Source organism: Roseateles sp., from assembly GCF_052436255.1.
GTDB lineage: Bacteria > Pseudomonadota > Gammaproteobacteria > Burkholderiales > Burkholderiaceae_C > Pelomonas.
In genome coordinates, this window is sequence record NZ_JBQVNP010000086.1 from 1 (window position 1) to 22,398 (window position 22,398).

Sequence of the window (22,398 nt, forward strand, 5' to 3'; positions counted from 1 at the left end):
CCCTCATCGGTGACGAGCTGCAGCGCGGGTGGAATGCGCTCGCTGCGCGACAGGCCCGAGCCGTTGTCCAGCACCAGACCGCGCGCGTCCAGCCCGCGGGCTGCGAACCAGTCGCGCACGACGCGCTCGGCCGCGTCGCGCGTGGGTTCGCCGGGGCGGGCGGCGCTGGCGCCGAGCTGCAGGTAGATCAGCCGCGTCAACGCGTTGTCGCTGCTCTTCATCACGCCACGCAGCAGCTCCACCAGCGGCCGGCCGCGATGGGTCGCCAGCACGACGGCGCCCGCCGGTGCGGCGGCTTCCACGTCGCCCGGCGCCATCGTGCCGCCGAGCTCGGCCCAGAGCTGGCGCACGGCGCGCGTCAGCAGCCATTGCCGGTCGACGAGTTGCAGCGCTGCGCGCTGGTGGCAGCCGGCGGGAAAGGCGCCCTGCAGCTGAAGCGCCCAGCCGTCGCCTGCGGGTTGCAGGACAGCAGGCTTCCAGTCCGCGTCCCAGTCCTTGCAAAGCCGCGTGGACAGGGTCATCGCGGCGGCATCCACGCTCAGGCCGGGCAGTGCCGGCAGGCTGCGGGCCGTGACCCCGGTCGGCGTGGCCTGCAGCTCGTAGTCCAGCAGGGCCCCGTTGAAGTGCAGCGCATCGGGGATGACGTTGTAGCCAAACTCGGGCGCCTCGTCGAAGGGCGGCTGGCCCAGGTCCAGGCGCGTCGGGTTGAACAGCGTGCGGTCGACGACGAGGCCGCCGCGGATCTCGCGCACGCCGCTCTCGCGCAGCTGGCGCAGCAGCCACCACAGGCTGGCCCAGTCCAGGTCCGGGTCGGCGCCGCCGCGCAGGATCAGCGGGCCGTCGATGACGCCGCTGACTGGCGGGGCCCCCGCCAGCAGCTCGGTGCGGCCGCGATGGTTGCTGCCCAGCTTGTCCAGTGCGACCACGGCCGTGACCAGCTTCATCGTCGAGCCCGTCGCCATCGGCTCGTTCGCCCGGCGGGCCAGCGCCGCGCGCGAGCCATCCAGCGGCTGCAGCACAAAGCCCAGGCTGTCGGCCGGCAGGCCGGCCTCGGCCAGCGCGGCCTGCACCGGGTCGGGCACCGACGTCGTGGCGCAGCCGGCCAGCCCCAGCGCGGCAGCAAGCAGCAGGGCCCGCATCAGCACACCCCCAACCGGTGCGCCACCAGGCGGGCCAGGGCCACGTCCTCCAGGCCGATGCCGACGCTCTTGTAGACGACGATGTCCTGGGGTCCGCGCGGGCGCGGGCTGACGATCAGCGCCCCGAGTTCGACCAGCCGTTCAGGCGCGATGACGCCGGCGGCGGCCAGCACGATGTCGCCGGCCTCCTGCTGGGCGGCGGTCAGCCATTCGACGGCGACCATGGACGCGCGGCCGAGCAGCGTGTCGTCAAGCTCGCGGGCGGTCTTGGTGCTGGAACCCACGGCGGCAACGAAGGCGCCGGGCTTGACCAGGCTGCCGTCGAACAACGGCGTCGCCGAGCGTGTGGCGGTGGCGATCACATCGGCCTCGGCGGCGGCCGTCGCGGCATCGACGACCTTGGCCGCGATCCCGATCTGCGCCTCGATGTCATGCGCGAAGGCCTCGCCGCCGCTGCGCGCGCAGACCAGCACGCGCTCGAAGCGGCGCACGCGGCACAGCGCCTGGGCATGCGCGCGGCCCTGGATGCCGGCGCCGAAGATGGCCAGGGTCCGCGCCTCCGGCAAGGCCAGCAGGTCGGCAGCGACGGCGCTGGCGGCGGCCGTGCGCAGGCGCGTGAATTCGTTGGCCTGCAGCGTCGCCAGCGCGGCGCCGGTCGCGGCCGAGAACAGGCTGACGAGGAAGTCGTACTGGCCATTGCGCGCCGAATAGACCTTGGTGCCGAGCACGGCCGGCAGCTCGCCGTCAGCGTCCAGGATGGCGCCCATCGCGCTGATGGCGAGTGCAGCGCTGCCCTGCGTGGTGGTGGCGCGGTGGCGGGCCAGCACCTGCGCCTGGCCGCGGCCGTGCTGGGCGAACGCGGCGTGCAGCGCGGCGCGCGCCTGGTCGGGATGGAGGACGGCGGCGACTTGCGCCTCGGTGATGAGCTGCATGGCGTGCGGACCGGAGGATGGGGATGGGACGCCGCGGCCGGCGAGCCCGTGAGACAAAAAAGGCCCCGTGAGGGGCCTTGGACAGGGAGCGCCGGGCCAGCTTACTCCATCGCCCAGCGGAAGGAGACGCCCCAGGTGCGACCCATCGGGCTGGCCACGCGCGGGTCCCAGCCGGCGCCGGCCGCGCTGTCGACGTTGTGCCAGGTGAACGGCGGTTGGGTGTCGGCCAGGTTGATGAGGCTGCCCGTGACCGTCAGCCCCTTGATGCCGGTGTAGGAGGTCACCAGGTTGAAGGTCTTGTAGGCGCTGACTGTGCGGGTGTAGGGCTGATTGCTCGTGTAGTTGGCGCCACCGGCGGCCGTGGGGCCGCGGTTCTGGTCTTCATAGCTGTCGCGGTAGATGCCCGACAGCGTGACGTTCCACGGACCCGTGCGGTAGCCCAGGCTGGCGTTGATGCGCCAGGGCACGTAGAGCGTCGTGTTGTTCCACTTGCCGACGTACTCGATGAACGGCGCGTTGTCGCGGGTCTGCTCCTTGTTGCTGAGCATCTTCGTGCCGGTCAGCGATGCGGTGATGCGGCCGTCCAGCGCGTTGAAGACCTGCTTCATGCCGAAGTCCACGCCCTTGGTCTTGCTGCTCGCCGAGTTGACCCAACCGGCCTGCAGGTAACGCACGATGTTGCTGGAAGGATCACGGACAAAGTTGTCTTTGTAGACGTCGTAGTTGGAGATCATCTCCGTCGTGCTGAGCTGGCGGATGCGGTCCTCCAGCGTGACTTGCCAGTAGTCCATATAGGCTTGGAAGTTCGGCGTCGGCGCGAACACGACGCCGGCGGTAGCCTGCCTCGACTTTTCGGGCTTCAAGTTGGCGTTGCCGCCTGCGCGGAAGGGCAGGCTCAGGCGAGCGCACTGTGTGCCATCGGTTGGATTGGCGGCGTCGGCGCACAGAACCGGGTCCCTGAACTGGCCGGTGAGCTGCGACTCCACGACACCCTGGTTGATCTGCTGGGAGGTCGGCGCACGAAAGCCGGTATTGGCGGAAGCACGGAACAAAAGTGTGTCGACGGGCTGGTACTTGAGGCCGACCTTGGGGTTGGTCGTGCCGCCGATCACCTGGTAGCGGTCATGGCGCGCCTGCAGCGTGACCTCCATGCCCTTGAACGGGCGCGTGACCAGCTCGCCGAACACGGCGCCGATCTTGCGCGACAGCGTCGGCGACGAGCTGTTGCCCGGACAGCCGTAAGTGAGGGCAGCGTTGTTGTTGTTCTGCAGCGTCGTGGCGGTGATGTTGTCGATGCAGATGAAGTTCTTCGATCCCGAGAACTCGTAGCTCTCCTCGCGAGCACTGGCACCCAGCGCGAACTCCATCGGCCCGGCCAGGAAGTTGTCCATCAGCGGGCCGGAGATCGTCGCATCGACCTGCTTGACGCTGGTCTTGCCGTCGTAGATCTTGCCGCGCATCTGCATGTCTTCGAAGGCCTGGACCACGGTGGCGGACTGGGTCGAGCCCGGCATGATGAAGGGGTTGTACTGGCCCGACGCCAGCAGGTCGACCAGCTTCTTGGTGTTGGGGAAGCCGTTGATCAGCGTGGCGGTGGCCTTGGACTCGCCGTAACCCGCGCCGAGCGAGTAGTCCAGGCCCGCGACGACGCCCTCCATCGTGGCCTGCACGCGCAGGTTGTCGGTCTGGTTCTCACGGATGCGAAAGCCCAGGTCGTTCAGGAAGTTGACGCGATAAGCGATGGGCAGCGTGGGATCGAACTGCGCGGCGCCGACCAGCGTGCGCATGTCCAGGTAATGCGGGCTGGTGGGGCGCAGGTGCGTGTTGGACGTGGTGGTCACGCCGTTGAGCGTGGCCGTGGTGTTGCCAGTGCTGATCTGGGCCGGAGAGTACTCGCCGCGGTTGGTGACCGTGGACGTCATGATCTCCAGGGCGGCCTGGTGGTCTTCGTTGATCCGGACCGTGCCCTTGAGCATGCCGTTGATGGACTCCTGCGGCGCCTTGAGCATGTAGTTGCGACCGTAGTCGCGCGTGCAGCGATACCTGGAGTTGGCCTGCGTGTAACCGAACAGGTTCCAGATCTGGATGTTGGGCGCCAGCGGAACCTGGTTGGGGATGGCCTCGCACTGGCCCTGGATGGCCAGCAGGTTCAGGTTGGTGTAGCGGGTGGCGTCGCCCGTGCCCACCGTCGTGCCCGCGCTCGTCAGCGCGGTACCCGCGGCAGCAATGATGTTGGCGTGGATGGAACTGGTGGAGTCCGGCGTCAGGAAGCGGTCCGGCTGGTAGCCGGTGGCCCAGGGGCGATCCGTGCCGCGCAGGATGCGGTTGTCGTCCACCGTCACGGTGGCCATGATGTTGAAGCCGTCGCGGTCCAGGTCGCCAAAGCCAAAGGCACCGGACAGGCGTGCCGACTGGCCGCCGCCAGAGGCCTCGGGGGTGAAATAGCTGCCGCTCAGCGAGACGCCCTGATAGCTGGTCTTGGTGATGAAGTTGATGACGCCGCCGATGGCGTCGGTGCCGTAGATGGCCGAGGCGCCGTCCTTGAGGACCTCAATCCGCTCGATGGCGTCCATCGGGATGGCGTTCAGGTCCACCGCGCCGCCGCTCATGCCATGCGTGGAGACGCGGCGGCCGTTCAGCAGCACCAGCGTTCCGCTGGGACCCAGGCCGCGCAGGTTGGCGAAGTTGGCGCCGCCGAATGTCTTCTCGCCATCGCCGCCAAACACCGCGTTGTTGGTGACCTGGTTGATGCTGCCGGCGTTGGCCGTCAGGTTGTCGACGATCTGGTCAACGCTGGTCAGGCCTTGCTGGCGGATGTCGGTCGCGGTGATGACCTCGATGGGCATGGAGCGCTCGTCCGACAGGCGCTTGATGCTGGAGCCCGTGATGGTGATCCGCTCCATCCGCTTTTGCGCGGCGGGCTGCGCATCGGCAGGGGTCTGCGCCAAGACGGCGCTGCTCATGCAGAGGAAAGCTGCGGCGCAGGCGATTCGAGTGGGTTTCATCAGGGTTCCTGTAAAGAGAGGTGCGCTTAGGTGAAGATTGCCGCAGGCGGGCGGTGTAAACCAGAGGGACGCTCCTCGGTCGTGGTTTTCCGGAGATCACGCTTTGGGAGCGAGGCATAACCTGCGTGAATGGCTGCCACCCCCATGCCCCGTCAGGTGGCATGGACGCCGCAAGCTTGTGCGGGCGTGCCGCGACGCGGGGAGCCGCTTGCCGCGGAGTTCAACCCAGCGTCAGCGTACGGGCCGTGACCTCCATTCGCGCCGTGATACCGAGCGGCAGCGGCCGGTTCGGCTGCGCATGACCCGCCGGCCAGCCCGCCAGCACAGGGCAGCGCAGCCGCGACAGATGGTCGGCCAGCACGGCGTCCGGGGGCGCCGCGCCGCTGAAGCTGCCCACCACGAGGCCGGCAATGCGGTCCAGCACGCCGGCCAGGCGCAGCTGCGTCAGCAGGCGGTCGACGCGGTGGGGTTCCTCGCTGATGTCCTCGACAAAGAGCAAGGCACCATCGATGGCGGGCAGGAAGGGCGTGCCGAGCAGGGCGCAGAACATCGCGAGATTGCCGCCGATCAGCAGGCCGCGTGCGCCGCCGCCATGGCTGAGCGGATGCGGCTCCGCCTGGCCAATGACGTCACCCGCACGCCAGCCGCTGGCCAGCCGCCCGAACAGCGCCTCGGTGTCGGCCTCGGCGCCGGGCAGACCCCAGTCGCTGGCCGGCATGGGCGCGTGCAGGGACGGGATGCCGGCGTTGGTACGCAGCGCGTGCAGCACGGTCAGGTCGCTGTAGCCGATCAGCAGCCTGGGGCTGGACGCGAGCCAGCCCAGGTCCAGCCCATCCAGCAGGCGGATGCAGCCCGAGCCGCCGCGCAGGGCCAGCACGGCGTCGTAGCCCGGGTGAGAAAAAGCTTCGTGCACGTCGGCGACGCGGACATGGTCGGGCGCGGCCAGGAAGTCCAGCGGTGGCGGGCCGAAGCAGCTCGGCAGCAGGCTGGCCTTGTAGCCGCGCTCGCGCATCCATCCCTCGACCGGCTCCAGCCGCCCCGGCCCGGGCGGACCGGCCGGCGCGATGACGGCGATGTGGGCGCCGGGCCGCAACGGCGGAATCAGGAATTCGCCTGCAGCCATGCGTGGACGGCGGCGCCCAGGGCCGGCAGCTTCCAGGTGGTCGACGCCTCGGGGTGGGGGGCGTAGCGCGTACCCAGGCTGGTGGTCACGGCAATCAGATAGTGCAGGCCCGCGGCATCGTCGTGCACGATGCCGGCATCGCTGCTGTAGTTTTGCGTGTTGCCGGTCTTGTGCGCAAAGCGCGCCGGGATGCCGACCACCCAGCCGGGCAGCGCGCGCAGCGACTCGCTGCTGAGGTTGTGGTGCAGCCTTTGCGCCTCCAGCGTGCGGCGCAGGACGTCGCGGGTGGCGGCGCCGAGAAGCGGCGGCGTGCCTGCCGGCAACCAGTGCGGCGGCGGCGCGTCGACGTCCAGCCGCCAGATCAGGCGCAGCGTGTCCCAGGCCGTCATCTGGATCTGGCCGACCCCCGCGCCGGCGGCATTGCCCCAGCCGCCATCGGCCCGGGTGTTGGCGATCATCAAGCCCGGCAGGCGCTCGGCAGCGAAGAGGTCGTGCAGCTCGTTTTGCACCTCGCGGCCCGCCGCGTGGCGGATGGCGCCGCGCTCGTGCAGGTGGGCCACCAGCGCCGAGGTGGCCTCATTGCTGCTGACGGTGATCATGTCAAACAGCCAGTCGATGGAGGGTCGGGTCTTGCCGGCATCGGCCAGGGGCAGGGTCCAGTCGCTGCGGCCCTGGTCGACGAGGCGCGCCACGCCGACGGCGACCATCACCTTGAGCAGCGAGGCCGGATACGGTGCAACAAAGCGCGGGCCACTGCCGAACCAGGCTGGGAAGGCGATGCGATGCCAGTCCGAGCCGGGCAGCCAGGCGATGGAATCGCCCGTGGCATCGCGCACATCGGCCTGGAAGGCGATGTTGTCCACCGCGCCGGTCGTGGCATCGAAGCTGGCGACCAGGCCCTGCGGGTGCTCGCGCGAGAACAGCACATTGGCGCAGACCGGCGCCGCGCCACGCGGGAACACCGCCACGGCGAGGTCGACGTTCGGGTGCCGGCCGAGCGGCGCGCCGCCCTGCAGCTTGTCGGGCGTGGTCTCGAAGCGCTGCGCCAGCACGGCCGCACGCAGGGCCTGGGCGAGGTCCCCGTTCCTCACAGGCTCAGGCCCTCCAACGGCAGCGGGCTGGCACGACCTGAGACCAGCTCGGCGACGATGTTGGCGGTGGCGAACGAGAAGGTGAAGCCCAGCGGCCCATGGCCCACGTTGAGCCACAGATGGGGCACGCCGCTGCCGCCCACGATGGGTGCGCTGTCGGGCGTGGCCGGGCGCAGGCCGGCCCAGGGCGTGGCACGGTCGAAGTCCGCCGCGTGGGGGAAGGTGGCGCGCACCGAGCGCTGCAGCGAAGCCAGCCGCCCGGGGTCGATGGACTCGTCGTCGCCGACCAGGTCCACCATCGCGGCCACGCGCAGGTCGCTGCCGATGCGGGCGTAGAGGATCTTGCGCTCGAAGTCGGTCACGCTGACCTCGGGGGGCCGGTGCACCGCGCCAATGGGCGCCGTCAGGCTGTAGCCCTTGAGCGGATAGATCGGCAGCCGCACGCCGAGCGTGGCGGCCAGCGCGCGACTTTGCAGCCCGGCGGCCAGCACGACCTCGTCGGCGGCCAGCTCGCCTGCTGCCGTGCGCACACCGCGCACGGCGCCTGCTGCATCCACCGCGAAGCCGGTGACCGCCGTGGCCAGCCGGCCGCGAAAGCCCGCGTGCTGGCACAGCCGCGCATACAGCGCGGCGCAGAAGGCATGGCAGTCGGCCACCGCCTCGCCGGGTGTGAAGATTCCGCCGGCCAGCGTGGCTTCGGTGTCCGAAAGCGCCGGCTCCAGTGCCACGCAGTCGTCATGCGACAGCGCCTGCTCCGACGCGCTGCCCTTCACGCGTGCAGCGACCCGTGCAAACTCAGCCGGCTTGCGGTAGACCACCAGCTTGCCGGGCGCGCGCAGCGCCATGGCGTCGCCGAGCTGCGCGCCTTCACGCAGGCGCGCAAACGATGCCTGGCTGTAGGCACCCAGGGCGAGCAACCGCTCGGTGGTGCGGCGGTTGACCGGCCCCCGGCAGTTGCGCAGGAAGGCGATCAGCCACGACCATTGCGCCCAGCTAGCCTCGGGCTTGAAGCGCAGCGGGCCGTCGGGGTCGAGCAGCCAGCGCAGCGCCTTCAGCGGCACCCCGGCATCGGCAAGGGGCGACACGTAGCGATAGCTCAGCTGGCCACCGTTGGCGCGGCTGGCGCCCTGTGCCACCGCGCCGTCGCGCTCGACCAGCGTGACGCCCTGGCCACGTTCCAGCAGCGCCCAGGCGGTGGTCAAGCCCACCACGCCGCCGCCGATCACCACGCAATGCTTCATCCTGCCCCGGACTTCCTGAATCTGCCGGCAGGGTAAGGACGCCCCGCCAGCGCTGCCAATGAAAGCGGCTGCCACGGCCATAACCCTGCGACATGGGCGCGCGGCCGGATCGGCGACTCTTCAGAGCCCGGACGTCGGCCGGGCGCGCTGCTTGAAGAAGGCGTCCCAGGCTTCGCGGTAGGCGCGCTGGACATCGGGCGGCAGCGAGATGCGCAGCGTGTCGCGCAACATCGCAGCGCCCTCGGGCGTGCCGAGCGCCGCGTCGATGAGGCGGATGGCCGCCCGGCCCCAGGGCGTGCGCGGGCAGGCGATGCCGCTGACGACCGGGTCGCTGGCGCCCTTGATGGGCAGCGCGGCCAGCGGCATCTCGGCGGCGGCAACAGCGTCGGGCCGGAAGTCGCCAGCCGGTCGGGTGGCAAGGACCACCAGCATGTTGGGCGCGTCGAGGGTGTAGTCGGCCCGGTTCTGGATGAGCATGGGCAGCAGGTTGCTGCCGTAGTCGCCACCGGCGACGTACTGCCTTGGTGCGCTCGCCACGGGGGCATGGAGCATGGCGTCCAGCACTGCGCCGTAGCTGCGCCCGCGGGTGAAGACACCACGCAGCGACGCATCCGCGAGCAAAGCCGCCAGATCGACGGCGCCGCGCGCGTCCAGCGGCAGCGCTGCGCGGCGGTCCTGGCGCACGATGAGCTGGGTGGGCGGCACCAGCCAGGTGTTGGTGAAGTAAGCCAGGCGCTCGCGCGCCGGCGTGCGGGCCGCACCGGCATGGCAGGCCTGCTGCTGCTCGCGGATCAGCGCCCAGCTGCGCTCGGCATTGGCCACGACAGGCTTGAACACCACCCCCGGCAGCCGCGCCTGCAGCCACTGCGTCAGCTCCTCGGCCGGGCGGCGCAGGCGCTCGCCGTCGGGCACCGTCATGGTGTTGCTGACGACCCAGGTGATGGCCTCGACTGCCGGCGCCTCGTCAGCCGGGACGGGGCTGGCCGCGCAGATCAGCGCAAGGCCGGCGGCCTGACTTCGCACGCGCAAGCTCAATCCGCGAGCACTGCGGCCATGGCCTCGGCCGTGGCCTCGACGTTGCGCGTGTTCAGGCCGGCCACGCACATGCGGCCGGAGCGCAGGATGTAGACGCCGAACTCGGTCTTCAGACGCTCCGCCTGCTCCGGCGTCAGGCCGGTGTAGCTGAACATGCCTCGCTGGGTCAGGAAGTAGTTGAAGTCGCGGCCGGGCAGCTTGGCGGCCAGCACGCGATGCAGTTCGCGCCGCATGGCCTGGATGCGCTCGCGCATGTCGGCGACCTCGGCCTCCCACATCCGGCGCAGCTCGGGCGTGGTCAGCACGCGGGCGACGATCTGGCCGCCGTGCATCGGCGGGTTGGAGTAGTTGCGCCGGATCATGAACTTCATCTGCCCGAGCACGCGTGCCGCCTGGTCGGCATCGGGGCAGACGATGCTCAGGGCCCCGCAGCGTTCGCCGTACAGGCTCATGCTCTTGGAGAAGCTGTTGGCGATCAGGAAGGACAGGGACTCGTCGGCCAGCAGGCGCGGCGCAAAAGCGTCTTCCTCGATGCCGTCGCCGTAGCCCTGGTAGGCCAGGTCGAGGAAGGGCAGCAGGCCGCGCTCGCGGATGACGGGCACCAGGGCGCGCCATTGGTCCTGCGTCAGGTCCACCCCGGTGGGGTTGTGGCAGCAGGCGTGCATCAGCACGATGCTGCGCGCCGGCAGGGCTTTGAAGAAGGCCAGCATGGCGTCGAAGCGCAGGCCGCCGGTGGCCGGGTCGTAATACGGATAGGTCTCGCAGCTGTGGCCCGAGCCCTCGAAGACGGCCCGGTGGTTGTCCCAGGTCGGGTCGGACAGATAGACCTTGCTGTCCGGGAAATAACGCTTCAGCAGGTCGGCGCCCACCTTGAGGCCGCCGCTGGAGCCCACGCCCTGGATGGTGGCGATGCGGCCGGCCTGGATGGCCGGATGGTCGGCGCCGAACAGCAGGGCCTGCACGGCGCTGCGGAAGTTGGCCGCGCCTTCCATCGGCAGATAGGGCCGCGCACCGGCGGTCTCGACGACCGCCAGTTCCGCCTGGCGGACCGAAGGCAACATGGGGATGCGGCCATCGTTGTCGAAATAAATGCCGATGGACAGATTGATCTTGCCGGCGCGGGGGTCCTTCTGGAACGCCTCGTTGAGGCTCAGGATGGGGTCGCCGGCATAGGCATCGACATGCTCGAACATGGGTTGGGCTCCGTTGGGGACGGCCGGATTATCCAAGCCACGCCACCCAGCGACCGTGAGGATGGCTCCAGCCCAGCGCCTGCCCGGTGACTCGGCCGGCATGCGCACGGTGCAGCACCCAGAGCGTGGCGGACGAAGCCACCTCGCCGGGTGGCAGGTCGGGCAGCGGCGGCACGGGCTCGTCAAGCGCGCTCAGGGCCGGCAGTTCACCGCAGATCCAGGCCAGGCCATGGCTCAGCGCCAGCCGATCCACCGTCTCGCGCAGCCGCCCGAGGTCGGCCTCGCTCAGGTAATACAAGACCCAGCTCGTCAGCAGCAGCGGCTGGACGCCGGCCGGCAACGCCGCCAGCCAGGGCTCGATGGCGCCGATGCAGTCGCTCGACTGCATCAGCGTGAGCGGCAGACTCCGCAGCTGGCAAGCCGCCCGCGCCAGGCGCTCCCGGCGGGCAGCGTCTTGCGGCCACAGGCAGGCCTGCAGCCAGCGCAGGCGTTCGGGATCGGCCACGTCGACGGGGGCGGGGTCAAGCCCGTGGCGCAGCGCGAGCCGCCAGTGGGCGTCCGCCGGCGGGGGCGCCCCGCCCAGCCAGTGCGACTCGATCTCCGCGCGTTGACCGTCGCACGCGGGGCCGCGCGGATGCCAGGCGCCGTCTCCCCCGCGATAGCGCAATGCGTATTGGTCCACGCCGAGATTGAGGCCGGCGCTGCAGCCGAAGTCGAGCAAGGCGAGATCGCGGGCGCCGGTCGCCTGCGCCGCGGCGCCCAGGGCCGGCCAGATGGCCGCACAGCGCGCGATCTCGTTGGTCTGCGTGGCGCCATGGCGCAGGTGCCGCAGCAGCGTCGGCCACTCGCGCGCCAGGCAGGCGTCAAGCGCAGCCGCCAGACCGGCGTCGGGCGCGCGGCTGCCGCCAGCGCTGAGGTAATAGACCGCCAGCTCGGGCGCGGCGCCGGCCAGCACACGCTCGTGCAGGGCCGCCAGCAACAGGTTGGCCTTGCGCTGCTCGGGCGGTGCCTCGGCCAGCAGCGCCAGGGCCTGCTCGTTCCCGGCGGCCGCGGCGCTGAGCGCGGCGTAAAGGGGTTCCTGGGTGCATTCGTCGCGCCCGAAGCGGTGCAACCGGTCGGACAGATTGGCGTGCGGCATGCCGTCAGCATAGACACGACGCGCAGCGGCCTGCAGCGGCCGACCGGCATGCGGCGAAAAACGCGCTTCGCTCACGCCACAGCGACGTGCAGGACGCACGCTCGCCCGAGGCGTTACACGCAGCCGCGGCGTGCTTTGCCCCTAAGGTCGCAACTGCCAGGCCCGCAGCTTCACGCAGGCCCGGTTTTTCCGGAGTAGTCCCCGTGTCCGATATCCAATCCATCGTCATCGTTGGCGGCGGCACCACCGGCTGGCTGGCGGCCTGCTACCTGCAGCGCACGCTCGACGCCGTGAGCCAGCGCGCCCTGCCCATCACGCTGATCGAGCCCTCGCAGGTCACCAGCATCGGCGCCGACATGGCCACCGTGCCGACGCTGCGCAACACCATGCAGGCCCTGGGCCTGCCTGAGAGCACGCTGTTCACGGCCGCGGATGCGACGTTGACCAACGGCATTCGCTTCAAGGGCTGGCACCGCGGCGACGCGGCGCAAGGCGACTCCTACGACCACCCCTTCGACATGCCCATGCCCTTCAGCGGTTTCGCCGCCACGGCGCACTGGCTCAACCTGATGCAGCGCGGCCTGACGTCCCAGCCCATGGCGGAGGCATGCACCGTACAGACGGCGCTGTTCGATGGCCACCAGTCCCCCAAGCTGATGGACTCACCGGACTATCAGGCGCCGGTCAGCTACGGCTACCAGCTCGACGCGGTCAAGCTGGCCATGCTGCTGCAACAGACGGCGCAGCAACGCGGCGTCAGGCATGTGCGCGGCCAGGTGGTGCGGGTGCACCGCGGCGCGCGGGGCATCGAATCGGTCGAGCTGGCCGACGGCAGCCACCACGCAGCCAGCTTCTTCATCGACTGCTCGGGCTCGCAGTCGCTGCTGCTGCAGCAGGGCCTGGGCGTGCCCTGGGTGTCGTATGCCGACGACCTGCCCTGCGACCGTGTCGTCACGGTGCCGCTGGCCTATGCCGAGCCGCACGAGGCGCTGCGCAGCTACACGACCGCCTCGGCGCAGGCCGCCGGCTGGACGTGGGAGATGGACCTGCAGAGCCGCCGCGGCACCGGGCATGTCTATGCATCGCGCTTTTGCAGCGACGACGAAGCAGCGCACACCTTGCAGGCGGTCGGCGCCGGCCAGCGGCCGTTGGCAGAGCCACGCCTGCAGCGCCTGCGCATCGGCCACGCGGCGCGCGCCTGGGAGGCCAACTGCCTGGCGCTGGGCACCGCGGCCGGCTGCATCGAGCCCCTGCAGTCGACCAGCCTGTACCTGGTCGAGTGGGTGCTTCAGCTCTTCGTCGACCATGTGGCGCCCAGCGGCAACAGCGACCGCTGCCGTGGCCGCGTCAACCGCGTCTTCAGTGACCTGCACGAAGAGCTGCGCGATTTCATCGTGGCGCACTACGCCCTGTCAGCGCGCAGGGACACGCCGTTCTGGCGCGCCTGCACCGAGGAGGCGACGCTGCCGCCGCGGCTGACGGAGTTGCTGGCGCTGTGGGACAGCAAAGTGCCGACGCCGACCGACCTGGACCGCCGGCTGTCATTGTTCGGCGTGGCCAACTGGTTCTATCTGCTGGCCGGCCTGCACCGGCTGCCCAGCGGCGGCATCGGCCTGGCGGCCCATATTGCGCCTGAGATCAGCCTGCAGGCCATGGCACATGTGCGCGGCATCCGTCAGCAGGCGTCGCAGCAGTCGCCCACGATGCGCGAGTACCTGCGCAGCCTGACCGCGGGTGCCCTGCCGGCCTGCGCCCACTGAGTCATTTCACGGCCAGCGCCGCCTCGATGTCGCTGCGCATCTTTTCGGGCGGGTCATTGGGCGCATAGCGCTTGATGACCTGGCCGTCGCGGCCGACGAGGAACTTGGTGAAGTTCCACTTGATCGCCTCGGTGCCGAGGAAGCCGGGCTTCTCGCTCTTGAGGAATTTCCACAGCGGGTGGGCCTCGGCGCCATTGACCTTGGTCTTGGCCATCATCGGGAAGCTGACGCCGTAGTTCATCTCGCAGAAGCTGGCGATCTGGTCGTTGTCGCCAGGGTCCTGCCCGCCGAACTCGTTGCTCGGGAAGCCGATGATCACCAGTCCGTGCGGACCGTAGTCCTGCCAGAGCTGCTCCAGGCCCTTGAACTGCGGCGTGAAGCCGCATTCGCTGGCGGTGTTGACGATGAGCATCACCTTGCCGCGCTGCGAGGCCAGGTTGGCCGGCTCGCCGCGGATGGAGACGGCCTGGAAGTCGAAGACGCTCTCACTCATGCTGGCCTCCCTAGAAGACGAGTCGCATGCTAACCGTGACAACCCCGAGGGTTTGTAGCATGGCGGCCGGCGCGCGGCTGGCCTTCCAATCGCGCGAACTCAGGGCAGCGCCCCCGGCGCACCGCCTGGTCAGTAACTTCGGACTCCACCCACGTTCATGGATCACCTGGCTTGCTTCACTCCGGCCGATCTGGCCGGACGCACACCGCCCGACCTGGGCGCCTATCGCTGGAAGCTGCTGGCCCAGGGGGACTCGTGGTTCTCGAACGCCCGGGCCAAGCTCAATGCCCACGCCAATCTGCTGCAGGAACTGGTGTTCACGGCCAAGACGGTGGCCGTCAACTGCGCGGGCACGGGCAACGCGCTGTCACACATGGTCGACCTCGAGTCCAGCCCCGAGTTCGTACGCCTGCTGACCGGCGCGGACGCGCCGACCTGGGACGGCGTGCTGCTGTCCGTCGGCGGCAATGACCTGATCGCGGCCGCACGCACGCCGGCGATGGACTGGAATGGCGAACCCATCCCGCTGGAGCTGCGCCTGCTGCGCCGCCAGACCGAATGGGGTCCGCCGTCCGCGGGCGTCGCCCGCTATTTCTCGGAACCCGGCTGGTCCACCTATGCCGAGTACCTGCGCGCCAACGTCAAGCATCTGCTCAGCCTGCGCGACCAGGGCCCGTCGGCCGGCAAGCCGGTCTTCATGCACTGCTACGCCGTGCCCATGCCGCGCCCGGCCGCCGCCGAGGGCGGCGACGACCTGGGCGCCGGTGGCCCCTGGCTCTACCCGGCGCTCAAGGCCTATGGCGTGCCGGCGGCCGACTGGGCCGCCGTCAGCCGGCTGATGGTCTTTCACCTGGCGCAGCTGCTCAAGAGCGTGGCGGCGGACAAGGAGAACTTCCCCTTCCTGTTCGTCTTCGACTCAACGGCCGTGCCACTGGCGCTGGCGGCGCCGGGCTCGACCGGCATCAGCGGCGACTGGCACAACGAGATCCATCTCAACCACAGCGGCTGCTTCAAGATCGCGCGCGCCTGGAGCGAGCACATCGAGATGGTGCTGGAAGGCAAGCACTTGATCCCGGTCCCGACCGGCCGCAAGGGCCGCGGCTCGAGCAGCAGCGCCTGATCCTGGCCGGCGGCCGGGGCGCTGTGCTGGCTAGCGGTCCTGCGGCAGGTGGTCGGTGCGCGCGATGTCGAGCAGGTGCTCGACCTCGTCCTTGTGATGGACCAGGTTGCGCTGGTGCCAGCGCCGGATCCACCACATCGTCCCGGCCACGACGATGCCGAAGATCGTGATGGCGCCAAAGGCCGACAGGCCGAAGCGCGTCATGGCCGTGTAGAAAGCGCCCAGGCCGAGGATGCAGGCCTGCTCGTTGAAGTTCTGCACCGCGATGCTGCGGCCGGCGCCCATCAGGTTGTGGCCACGGTGCTGCAGCAGCGCATTCATCGGCACGACCAGGTAGCCGCCAATGCCGCCCAGCAGGATCAGGAAGGGCGCGGCCACCCAGACATTGCTGATGAAATTCATGAAGATGACCAGCAGCCCCATCGCGATGCCCAGTGGGATGACCGCGGTGGCGCGGTCCAGCCGGCAGTACATCGACGCGATGACGGCGCCGACCGCCGTGCCGATGGCGACGACACCCACCAGCGAGGACGCCTGCGTGGTGCCATAACCCAGGGCGGCCGCGGCCCAGGCCAGCACGATGTAGCGCAGGTTGCCGCTGACGCCCCAGAACAGGGTCGTCGTGGCCAGTGAGATCTGGCCCAGCTTGTCCTGCCAGAGCCGGCTGTTGCAGGACGAGAAATCCCGCACCAGGCCGGTGACGTTGTGTGCCAGCGGCTGCAGCGGCGCCTCGGTGCGCGGAATGCGCAGGTTGAACAACGCCGCGATCACGTAAAGGCCGACGAGGCTGGCGATGGCCGCCTCGGGGCCGGTGTCGATGCCGGTGTCCAGCAGCGGCAGGTCCAAGCCCAGCAGCAGGGGGGCAATGCGGTCGCCGATCAGCTGGCCACCCAGCAGCACGCCCAGGATGATGGAGGCGATGGTCAGGCCTTCGATCCAGCCATTGGCCTTGACGAGTTGGGACGGCGGCAGCAGTTCGGTCAGGATGCCGTACTTGGCCGGCGAGTAGGCCGCCGCGCCGAGGCCGACGATGGCATAGGCCAGCAGCGGATGCGCGCCGAACAGCATCATCAGGCAGCCCACCACCTTGATGCTGTTCGAGAAGAACATCACCTTGCCCTTGGGCACCGCGTCCGCGAAGGCGCCGACGAAGGGCGCGAGCACGACATAGAACAGCGCGAACATCGGCACCAGCGCCGCGCGCTGCCATTCGGCGGAGCCGGAGGTGCGCAGCAACTCGACAGCGGCGACGAAGAGCGCGTTGTCAGCCAGCGAGCTGAAGAACTGCGCCGACATGATGGTGTAGAAACCGCGTTTCATCGGGCGAGGCGCAATCCTGACTATCTTCTGGAAGCCGGCGAACGGGGACGGCGCGGGTTTATAGCACGCGCCAAATGGGTCCCGACGACCCTGCAAGGCCGGTCCAAAATGCCCCCATGCCCCGCCCCATCGAAGCCCTCATCCACACCGAAGCCCTGGCACACAACCTGGCCCGCGCCCGCGCGCATGCCCCCAACGCGCGGGTTTGGGCGGTCGTCAAAGCCAATGCCTATGGTCACGGCATCGAACGGGCCTTCGAGGGCCTGCGCGCGGCCGACGGCTTTGCGCTGCTCGACCTGGCCGAGGCGGAGCGGCTGCGCGCGCTGGACTGGCGCGGCCCCATCCTGCTGCTGGAAGGCGTGTTCGAGCCGCGCGACCTGGAGCTGTGCTCGCGCCTCAAGCTGTGGCACACGGTGCATTGCGAGCAGCAGATCGACTGGCTGGCCATGCACAAGACGCACGAGCCGCACCGCGTCTTCCTCAAGCTGAATTCGGGCATGAATCGGCTCGGCTTTCCACCGGCCGCATTCCGCGCCGCCTACGCGCGGCTGGATGCCCTGCCCCAAGTCGACGAGATCGGCCTGATGACCCACTTCTCCGACGCCGACGCGATGCGCCAGGGCGTGGACGGCATCGCCCACCAACTGGCCGTCTTCGAGGCCGCCGCCGACGGCCTCGCGGGCGAGCGCACCATCGCCAACAGCGCTGCGACACTGCGCCACCCGGGCCGTACGGCGGCCGACTGGGTGCGCGCCGGCATCATGGTCTACGGCGGCGTGCCGGACTTCCCCGAGCACGACGCCGCCCACTGGGATCTGCGGCCGGCGATGACGCTGCGCTCCAGGCTGATCGCCGTGCAGCATCTCAAGGCCGGCGACACCATCGGCTATGGCAGCGCCTACACCTGCGGGCAGGCCACGCGCGTGGGCATCGTCGCCTGCGGCTATGCCGACGGTTACCCGCGCCACGCGCCGACGGGCACGCCGGCGCTGGTGGACGGCATGCGCACGCGTACGCTGGGACGGGTGTCCATGGACATGCTGGCGGTGGACCTGACAGCCCTGCCCGCCAGCGGCTTCGGCAGCGAGGTGACGCTGTGGGGCGAGGGCCCGCACGGCTCGCGCCTGCCCATCGACGAGGTGGCCCAGGCGGCGGGCACCATCGGCTATGAGCTGATGTGCGCTATCGCGCCGCGCGTGCCCATCCGCCATGCCTGATTTCCACTGGGCGCCGCGCCCGGACGAGTTGGAGTTCGACGCCATCCGCGCCAGCGGCCCCGGCGGCCAGAACGTCAACAAGGTTTCAAACGCCGTCCACCTGCGCTTCGACATCCGCGCGTCCAGCCTGCCCGAGGCCGTCAAGGCGCGGCTGCTCAACTGGGCGGACCATCGCATCACCTCGGACGGCGTCGTCGTCATCAAGGCCCAGGACACGCGCAGCCTGGAGCGCAACCGGGCCGACGCCGTCGCCCGCCTCATCGAGCTGGTGCAGGCCGCCGCCCATGTGCCCAAGGCGCGCCGCCCGACCAAGCCGACCTACGGCTCCAAGCAGCGGCGGCTGGAGGGCAAGGCCAAGCGCAGCGGCGTCAAGGCCGGGCGCAGCAACAAGACCGAGTTCTAGCTAAGCCTGCGGCCGCGTCGCGACGAACAGGCTGACCAGGCACAGCCCCATGCCGGCCACGGCCAGCGGCGTCACCTGCCAACCCTCCAGCGCGGCCGACACGATCAGCGCGATGACGGGCACCAGCACGCCCACCAGTGCCGCCTGTGCCGGCCCCTTGCGCTCGGCGAGCTTGAAGTACAGCGTGAAGGCGATGACCGAGCCGAAGGCGGCCAGGTAGACGAGGCTGGCGACGTAACTCCACGCGAAGTCGAAAGGCAGGCCCCGCCCGGTCGCCAACGACAGGACGAACAGGAAGGCGGCGCCATAGCCCATGCTCCAGGCCAGCACCGGCACGAGCAGCAGGCCGCGGCGCGTCAGCACCAGCGTGAAGAAGCCGCCAATGACGGCGACGACGACCGCGAAAAAGCTCAGTCCGAGGCCCAGCGCCGCATCAGGCCGGGCCCCGGCGGAGGCGAGTTCCGGCCAGAAAATCAACGCCACGCCCAGCACCGCGCCGCTGGACGCGATCAGGAAGCGCCGGCTGACCGGCTGGCGCCACAGGAACCAGGCCACCAGCGCGTTCATGAACACCATCAGGCAGAACAGCACCGCGACCAGCCCGCTCGGCACGAAGCGCTCCGCTTCATAGACCGCCCAGTAGTTGCCGGCGTACTGGATGACACCCGTGCCCAGCGCATAGCCGTGCGCATAGCGCGGCAGCTTCAGTGACACACCCTGCCACTTGGCAAGCGCGGCCAGCAGCAGCGCCGACAACGCGAAGCGCCAACCCACCGACGTCAGCACGGGGACCGTCGATGCGAGTTGGTAGAGGATGACGTGCCAGGTACTGGCCCAGATCAGCACCGGCGCCAGGAAGAGCAGCCAGGTGGGCAGGCGGCCGGAGCGGTCCGGCGCCATCAGGCCGCGCGCTTGAAGCTCGCCAGCAGCATGCCGGCCGCAACGAAGAGGCTGCCGAACACCCGGTTGAGCGTCTTGATATGGCTCTCGCTCCTCAGCGCCGCCAGCACGCGCGCGGCCAGTGCGGTATAGCCGGCCATGACGACGAGGTCGGTGAACGCCAGCGTGGCACCGATGACGAGGTACTGCGGCGCCAGCGCGGCCTTCAGGTCCAGGAACTGCGGGACGACAGCCAATAGGAAGACCGTGCCCTTGGGGTTGACGGCATTGATGCCCCAGCCGCGCAGCACCAGCTGCCGACGCGTGGCCTGGATGGCGCCGCCAGCGGCCGCCACCATCGGCCTGGCCGGTGCGCGCCACTGCTGCACGCCCAGATAGATCAGGTAGGCCACGCCGGCCCACTTGACGATGGCAAAGCCCAGCGACGACGTGGCGATCAGCGCGCCCAGGCCCGCGCTGACCAGGATGACCTGCGTCACGATGCCCAGGACGAGGCCGAACGTCATGAAATAGCCACGCCTGAAACCGTGGCTCAGCCCTGCGCTCATCGCCGCGACGGCGCCCGCACCGGGCGACAGGCTGATGGCCCAGGACGCTGCGAAAAAGGCCAACCAGACCGAAAAATCCATGCCCCACTCCATCCAAAACTGCCGGGTGCGAAGTGTCCCATGGTGGCTCAATACCCCGCCGACAATGCGCCGATGGCCTCCCCCAAAAGCATCTACACCTGCACCGAATGCGGCGGCACCAATGCCAAGTGGCTGGGCAAATGCCCGCACTGCGGCGCCTGGAACACACTGACCGAAGGCGCCGCCGAGCCCACGGGCGGCGCCAAGAACCGCTACCAGTCGCTGGCCAAGAGCCAGCCGGTGGCGACGCTTTCCGAGATCGAGGCGAGCGACTTCGAGCGCACGCCCACCGGCCAGGAGGAGCTGGACCGCGTCCTGGGCGGTGGCATCGTGGCCGGCGGCGTGGTGCTCATCGGCGGCGACCCGGGCATCGGCAAGTCGACGCTGCTGCTGCAGGCGGTGGAGTCGTTGTCCCAGACCGTGAAGGTCTTGTATGTGACGGGCGAGGAATCGGGTGCCCAGGTGGCAATGCGCTCGCGCCGGCTGGGCCTGGCGGGCACCAAGGTGCGCGTGCTGGCCGAGATCAGCCTGGAGCGCATCCTCGCGACCATCGAGGTCGAGGAGCCCGACTTCTGCGTCATCGACTCCATCCAGACGCTCTACTCCGAGCAACTCAGCTCCGCGCCCGGCTCGGTCGCCCAGGTGCGTGAATGCGCGGCCCAGCTGACGCGCACGGCCAAGTCGCGCGGCTGCGCCATCGTGCTGGTGGGCCACGTCACCAAAGAGGGCGCGCTGGCAGGCCCGCGCGTGCTGGAGCACATCGTCGACACGGTGCTGTATTTCGAGGGCGATACGCACAGCAGCTTTCGCCTCGTGCGGGCCATCAAGAACCGCTTCGGCGCCGTCAACGAGATCGGCGTGTTCGCGATGACGGAGAAGGGGCTCAAGGGCGTGACCAACCCGAGTGCGATCTTCTTGTCCACGCACGCCGAACCCGTGCCCGGCAGCTGCGTGCTCGTCACGCTGGAGGGCACGCGGCCGCTGCTGGTGGAACTGCAGGCGCTGGTGGACAGCGGCGGCGTCAGCCCGCGGCGCCTGTCGGTCGGCCTGGACCGCGACCGGCTGGCCATGTTGCTGGCCGTGCTGCACCGCCACGCCGGCGTGGCCACGGGCGACCAGGACGTGTTCGTCAACGCGGTCGGCGGCGTGCGCATCAGCGAGCCGGCGGCCGACCTGGCGGTGCTGCTGGCGATTCAAAGTTCGCTGCGCGGCAAGGCCCTGCCGCGCGGCTTCATCGCCTTCGGCGAGGTCGGCCTGGCCGGCGAGGTGCGCCCGGCGCCGCGTGGCCAGGAGCGGCTCAAGGAAGCGGCCAAGCTGGGCTTCAGCGTGGCCGTCGTGCCCAAGGCGAATGCGCCGAAGAAGGCCATCGAGGGGCTGACCATCCATGCCGTCGAGCGGGTCGAGCAGGCCATCGAGGTGCTGAGGGGCCTCGTCTGAAATTTGGGGAAGCCAAAGCTTGGGCTGCCAAGAATGCCCCTGTCTTTCACCTCCACGAGCCCTCATGCCGTCCCTGCGTTCCCTGCTGTTGATCGCCTCCCTGTCCGCCACCGCCGCCGCCCATGCCGAAGGCTTCTATGTCGAAGGCGGCTCGCTCGCGCGCCGCTACGACCTCGGCGTGACCGGCGCCATCCCGGCCGACTCGGCCAAGGGCCGCGTGCTGTCCGGCGCCCTGCGTCTGGGCTATGAAGTCGACGACCGTTGGGCCGTCGAGGTGGGCCGCATGAACCACGGCAAGCCGGCCCACGGCTATCGCCTGAGCGACCAGGACGGTCGGCTGACCAGCCATGGCCACTCCTGGCTGCTGGCCGGACGCGCCATGCTGCCGCTGAACGAGCGCTTCGCCCTGGTCGGTCGCCTGGGCCTGGCGCGCAACTCCAGCAGCCTGACGGGCACCGGCGAGGCGGCCGGGCGCGCCGTCAGCGGCTCGACGACGGCGCTGTACGGCGGCATCGGGCTAGAGACGACACTCGCCCCAGGCTGGCGCCTGGGCGTGGCCTGGGAACACCTGGGCATGAGCCGCGCCAAGCACAAGGGCGAGCAGGGCACCGTCATCAACGGCCTCTCCACGACGCTGCGCTACAGGTTCTGATGCACCTGCTCCTGATCGAAGACGACCTCGACCTGGGCCGCGCGTTGCTCGCGGCGCTGCAGCTGCATGGCTTCAGCGTCGAGTGGTGGCGCCGCGCGGCCGACGCGCCCAGGCGCCTCGATCAGCTGCCGTGCGACGCCGTGCTGCTGGACCTGGGCTTGCCGGACGCCAGCGGCGTCGATCTGCTGGCGCGCTGGCGCCGCCAGGACTGCCGCGCACCCATCCTCCTCATCACGGCCCAGGGCGCGCTCCAGGACCGCCTGGCCGGCCTGGACGCCGGTGCCGACGACTATCTCGTGAAGCCGTTCGCGACCGAGGAGCTGGTGTCGCGGCTGCGCGCCGTGCTGCGCCGCTGCGCGCAGCAGGCCAGCGAGGTGTGGACGCTGGGCGCGCTGCGCATCCGCCCCGAGGCACGCACGGCGGAGCTGGACGGCGAGTTGCTGGACTTGTCGCGCCGCGAGTTACAGCTGCTGCTGGAACACGCGCGGTCGGCCGGCAAGGTCGTGCCCAAAAGCCAGATCGCCCACCGGCGGGAGCCGCTGGGCGAGCCGCGCAATGCCGCCGCCATCG

General features: G+C 70.0%; 20 protein-coding genes. 7 read left to right on the forward strand and 13 right to left on the reverse strand.

Features of this window, described 5'->3' with window-relative positions; translation table 11 throughout:
* The 9 genes from dacB to ACT6S0_RS17885 form a co-directional block, all read right to left on the reverse strand.
* A partial coding sequence (gene dacB, locus ACT6S0_RS17845) for a D-alanyl-D-alanine carboxypeptidase/D-alanyl-D-alanine endopeptidase (RefSeq protein WP_444765138.1) occupies nt 1-1,139 on the reverse strand: 1,139 nt, incomplete at its 3' end.
* Nucleotides 1,139-2,071 carry an ornithine cyclodeaminase family protein gene (locus ACT6S0_RS17850; protein ID WP_444765139.1) on the reverse strand — a complete coding sequence of 311 codons (933 nt, stop codon included), beginning with the start codon at nt 2,069-2,071 and terminating at the stop codon, nt 1,139-1,141. The genes ACT6S0_RS17850 and dacB, both read right to left, overlap by 1 nt.
* Nucleotides 2,072-2,172: 101 nt before the next feature.
* The gene (locus tag ACT6S0_RS17855; RefSeq protein WP_444765140.1) at nt 2,173-5,076 is read right to left on the reverse strand and encodes a TonB-dependent receptor domain-containing protein; all 2,904 of its coding nucleotides are present in this window, start codon (nt 5,074-5,076) and stop codon (nt 2,173-2,175) included.
* 220 nt (nt 5,077-5,296) lie between these two features.
* Nucleotides 5,297-6,199, reverse strand: a complete 903-nt coding sequence (locus ACT6S0_RS17860) for a S66 peptidase family protein (RefSeq protein ID WP_444765141.1) — start codon at nt 6,197-6,199, stop codon at nt 5,297-5,299.
* Complete coding sequence (locus ACT6S0_RS17865; protein ID WP_444765142.1) at nt 6,178-7,290, reverse strand: hypothetical protein; 1,113 nt, start codon at nt 7,288-7,290, stop codon at nt 6,178-6,180. The genes ACT6S0_RS17860 and ACT6S0_RS17865 overlap by 22 nt, the downstream gene beginning before the upstream one ends.
* Complete coding sequence (locus ACT6S0_RS17870) at nt 7,287-8,531, reverse strand: D-amino acid dehydrogenase (protein ID WP_444765143.1); 1,245 nt, start codon at nt 8,529-8,531, stop codon at nt 7,287-7,289. Before ACT6S0_RS17870 ends, ACT6S0_RS17865 begins: the two co-directional genes overlap by 4 nt.
* A 120-nt stretch (nt 8,532-8,651) precedes the next feature.
* Nucleotides 8,652-9,554, reverse strand: coding sequence for a hypothetical protein (locus ACT6S0_RS17875; protein WP_444765144.1), 903 nt, complete (start codon nt 9,552-9,554; stop codon nt 8,652-8,654).
* Between the two features lie 8 nt (nt 9,555-9,562).
* Complete coding sequence (locus ACT6S0_RS17880; protein WP_444765145.1) at nt 9,563-10,759, reverse strand: amino acid aminotransferase; 1,197 nt, start codon at nt 10,757-10,759, stop codon at nt 9,563-9,565.
* Nucleotides 10,760-10,787: 28 nt separating this feature from the next.
* Nucleotides 10,788-11,897: a DUF2332 family protein gene (locus ACT6S0_RS17885; RefSeq protein ID WP_444765146.1), complete on the reverse strand. Its 1,110-nt coding sequence runs from the start codon at nt 11,895-11,897 to the stop codon at nt 10,788-10,790.
* Between the two features lie 203 nt (nt 11,898-12,100).
* Here ACT6S0_RS17885 and ACT6S0_RS17890 point away from each other — a divergent pair, with 203 nt between their 5' ends.
* Nucleotides 12,101-13,657 (forward strand): tryptophan halogenase family protein, encoded by a 1,557-nt coding sequence (locus tag ACT6S0_RS17890; protein ID WP_444765147.1) that lies wholly within the window; start codon nt 12,101-12,103, stop codon nt 13,655-13,657.
* 1 nt (nt 13,658) lies between these two features.
* Here the strand turns inward: ACT6S0_RS17890 and ACT6S0_RS17895 are convergent, their stop codons facing one another.
* Nucleotides 13,659-14,150: a glutathione peroxidase gene (locus ACT6S0_RS17895; RefSeq protein ID WP_444765148.1), complete on the reverse strand. Its 492-nt coding sequence runs from the start codon at nt 14,148-14,150 to the stop codon at nt 13,659-13,661.
* A 157-nt stretch (nt 14,151-14,307) separates the two neighbouring features.
* On the opposite strand from ACT6S0_RS17895, the gene ACT6S0_RS17900 reads away from it, so the two are divergent.
* Complete coding sequence (locus ACT6S0_RS17900; protein WP_444765149.1) at nt 14,308-15,270, forward strand: hypothetical protein; 963 nt, start codon at nt 14,308-14,310, stop codon at nt 15,268-15,270.
* A 30-nt stretch (nt 15,271-15,300) separates the two neighbouring features.
* Here ACT6S0_RS17900 and lplT read toward each other — a convergent pair whose 3' ends face one another.
* Nucleotides 15,301-16,590 (reverse strand): lysophospholipid transporter LplT, encoded by a 1,290-nt coding sequence (gene lplT / locus ACT6S0_RS17905; protein WP_444765150.1) that lies wholly within the window; start codon nt 16,588-16,590, stop codon nt 15,301-15,303.
* Between the two features lie 116 nt (nt 16,591-16,706).
* Between lplT and alr the strand changes: the two genes are divergently transcribed.
* On the forward strand, nt 16,707-17,807 hold the full coding sequence (gene alr, locus ACT6S0_RS17910; RefSeq protein ID WP_444765151.1) for an alanine racemase: 1,101 nt from the start codon (nt 16,707-16,709) through the stop codon (nt 17,805-17,807).
* A complete protein-coding gene (gene arfB, locus ACT6S0_RS17915) occupies nt 17,800-18,210 on the forward strand; it encodes an alternative ribosome rescue aminoacyl-tRNA hydrolase ArfB (RefSeq protein ID WP_444765152.1) in 411 nt (136 codons plus the stop codon). Before alr ends, arfB begins: the two co-directional genes overlap by 8 nt.
* On the opposite strand, the gene ACT6S0_RS17920 is transcribed toward arfB, so the two are convergent.
* Nucleotides 18,211-19,110, reverse strand: coding sequence for a DMT family transporter (locus ACT6S0_RS17920; RefSeq protein WP_444765153.1), 900 nt, complete (start codon nt 19,108-19,110; stop codon nt 18,211-18,213).
* Nucleotides 19,110-19,739: a LysE family transporter gene (locus ACT6S0_RS17925; protein WP_444765154.1), complete on the reverse strand. Its 630-nt coding sequence runs from the start codon at nt 19,737-19,739 to the stop codon at nt 19,110-19,112. The genes ACT6S0_RS17920 and ACT6S0_RS17925 overlap by 1 nt, the downstream gene beginning before the upstream one ends.
* Nucleotides 19,740-19,811: 72 nt before the next feature.
* Here ACT6S0_RS17925 and radA point away from each other — a divergent pair, with 72 nt between their 5' ends.
* From radA to ACT6S0_RS17940, 3 genes are all read left to right on the forward strand, one after another.
* On the forward strand, nt 19,812-21,176 hold the full coding sequence (gene radA, locus ACT6S0_RS17930) for a DNA repair protein RadA (RefSeq protein WP_444765155.1): 1,365 nt from the start codon (nt 19,812-19,814) through the stop codon (nt 21,174-21,176).
* A gap of 64 nt (nt 21,177-21,240) precedes the next feature.
* Nucleotides 21,241-21,828: an outer membrane beta-barrel protein gene (locus ACT6S0_RS17935; protein ID WP_444765156.1), complete on the forward strand. Its 588-nt coding sequence runs from the start codon at nt 21,241-21,243 to the stop codon at nt 21,826-21,828.
* On the forward strand, nt 21,828-22,398 hold a 571-nt coding region (locus ACT6S0_RS17940), incomplete at its 3' end, for a response regulator transcription factor (RefSeq protein WP_444765157.1). The genes ACT6S0_RS17935 and ACT6S0_RS17940, both read left to right, overlap by 1 nt.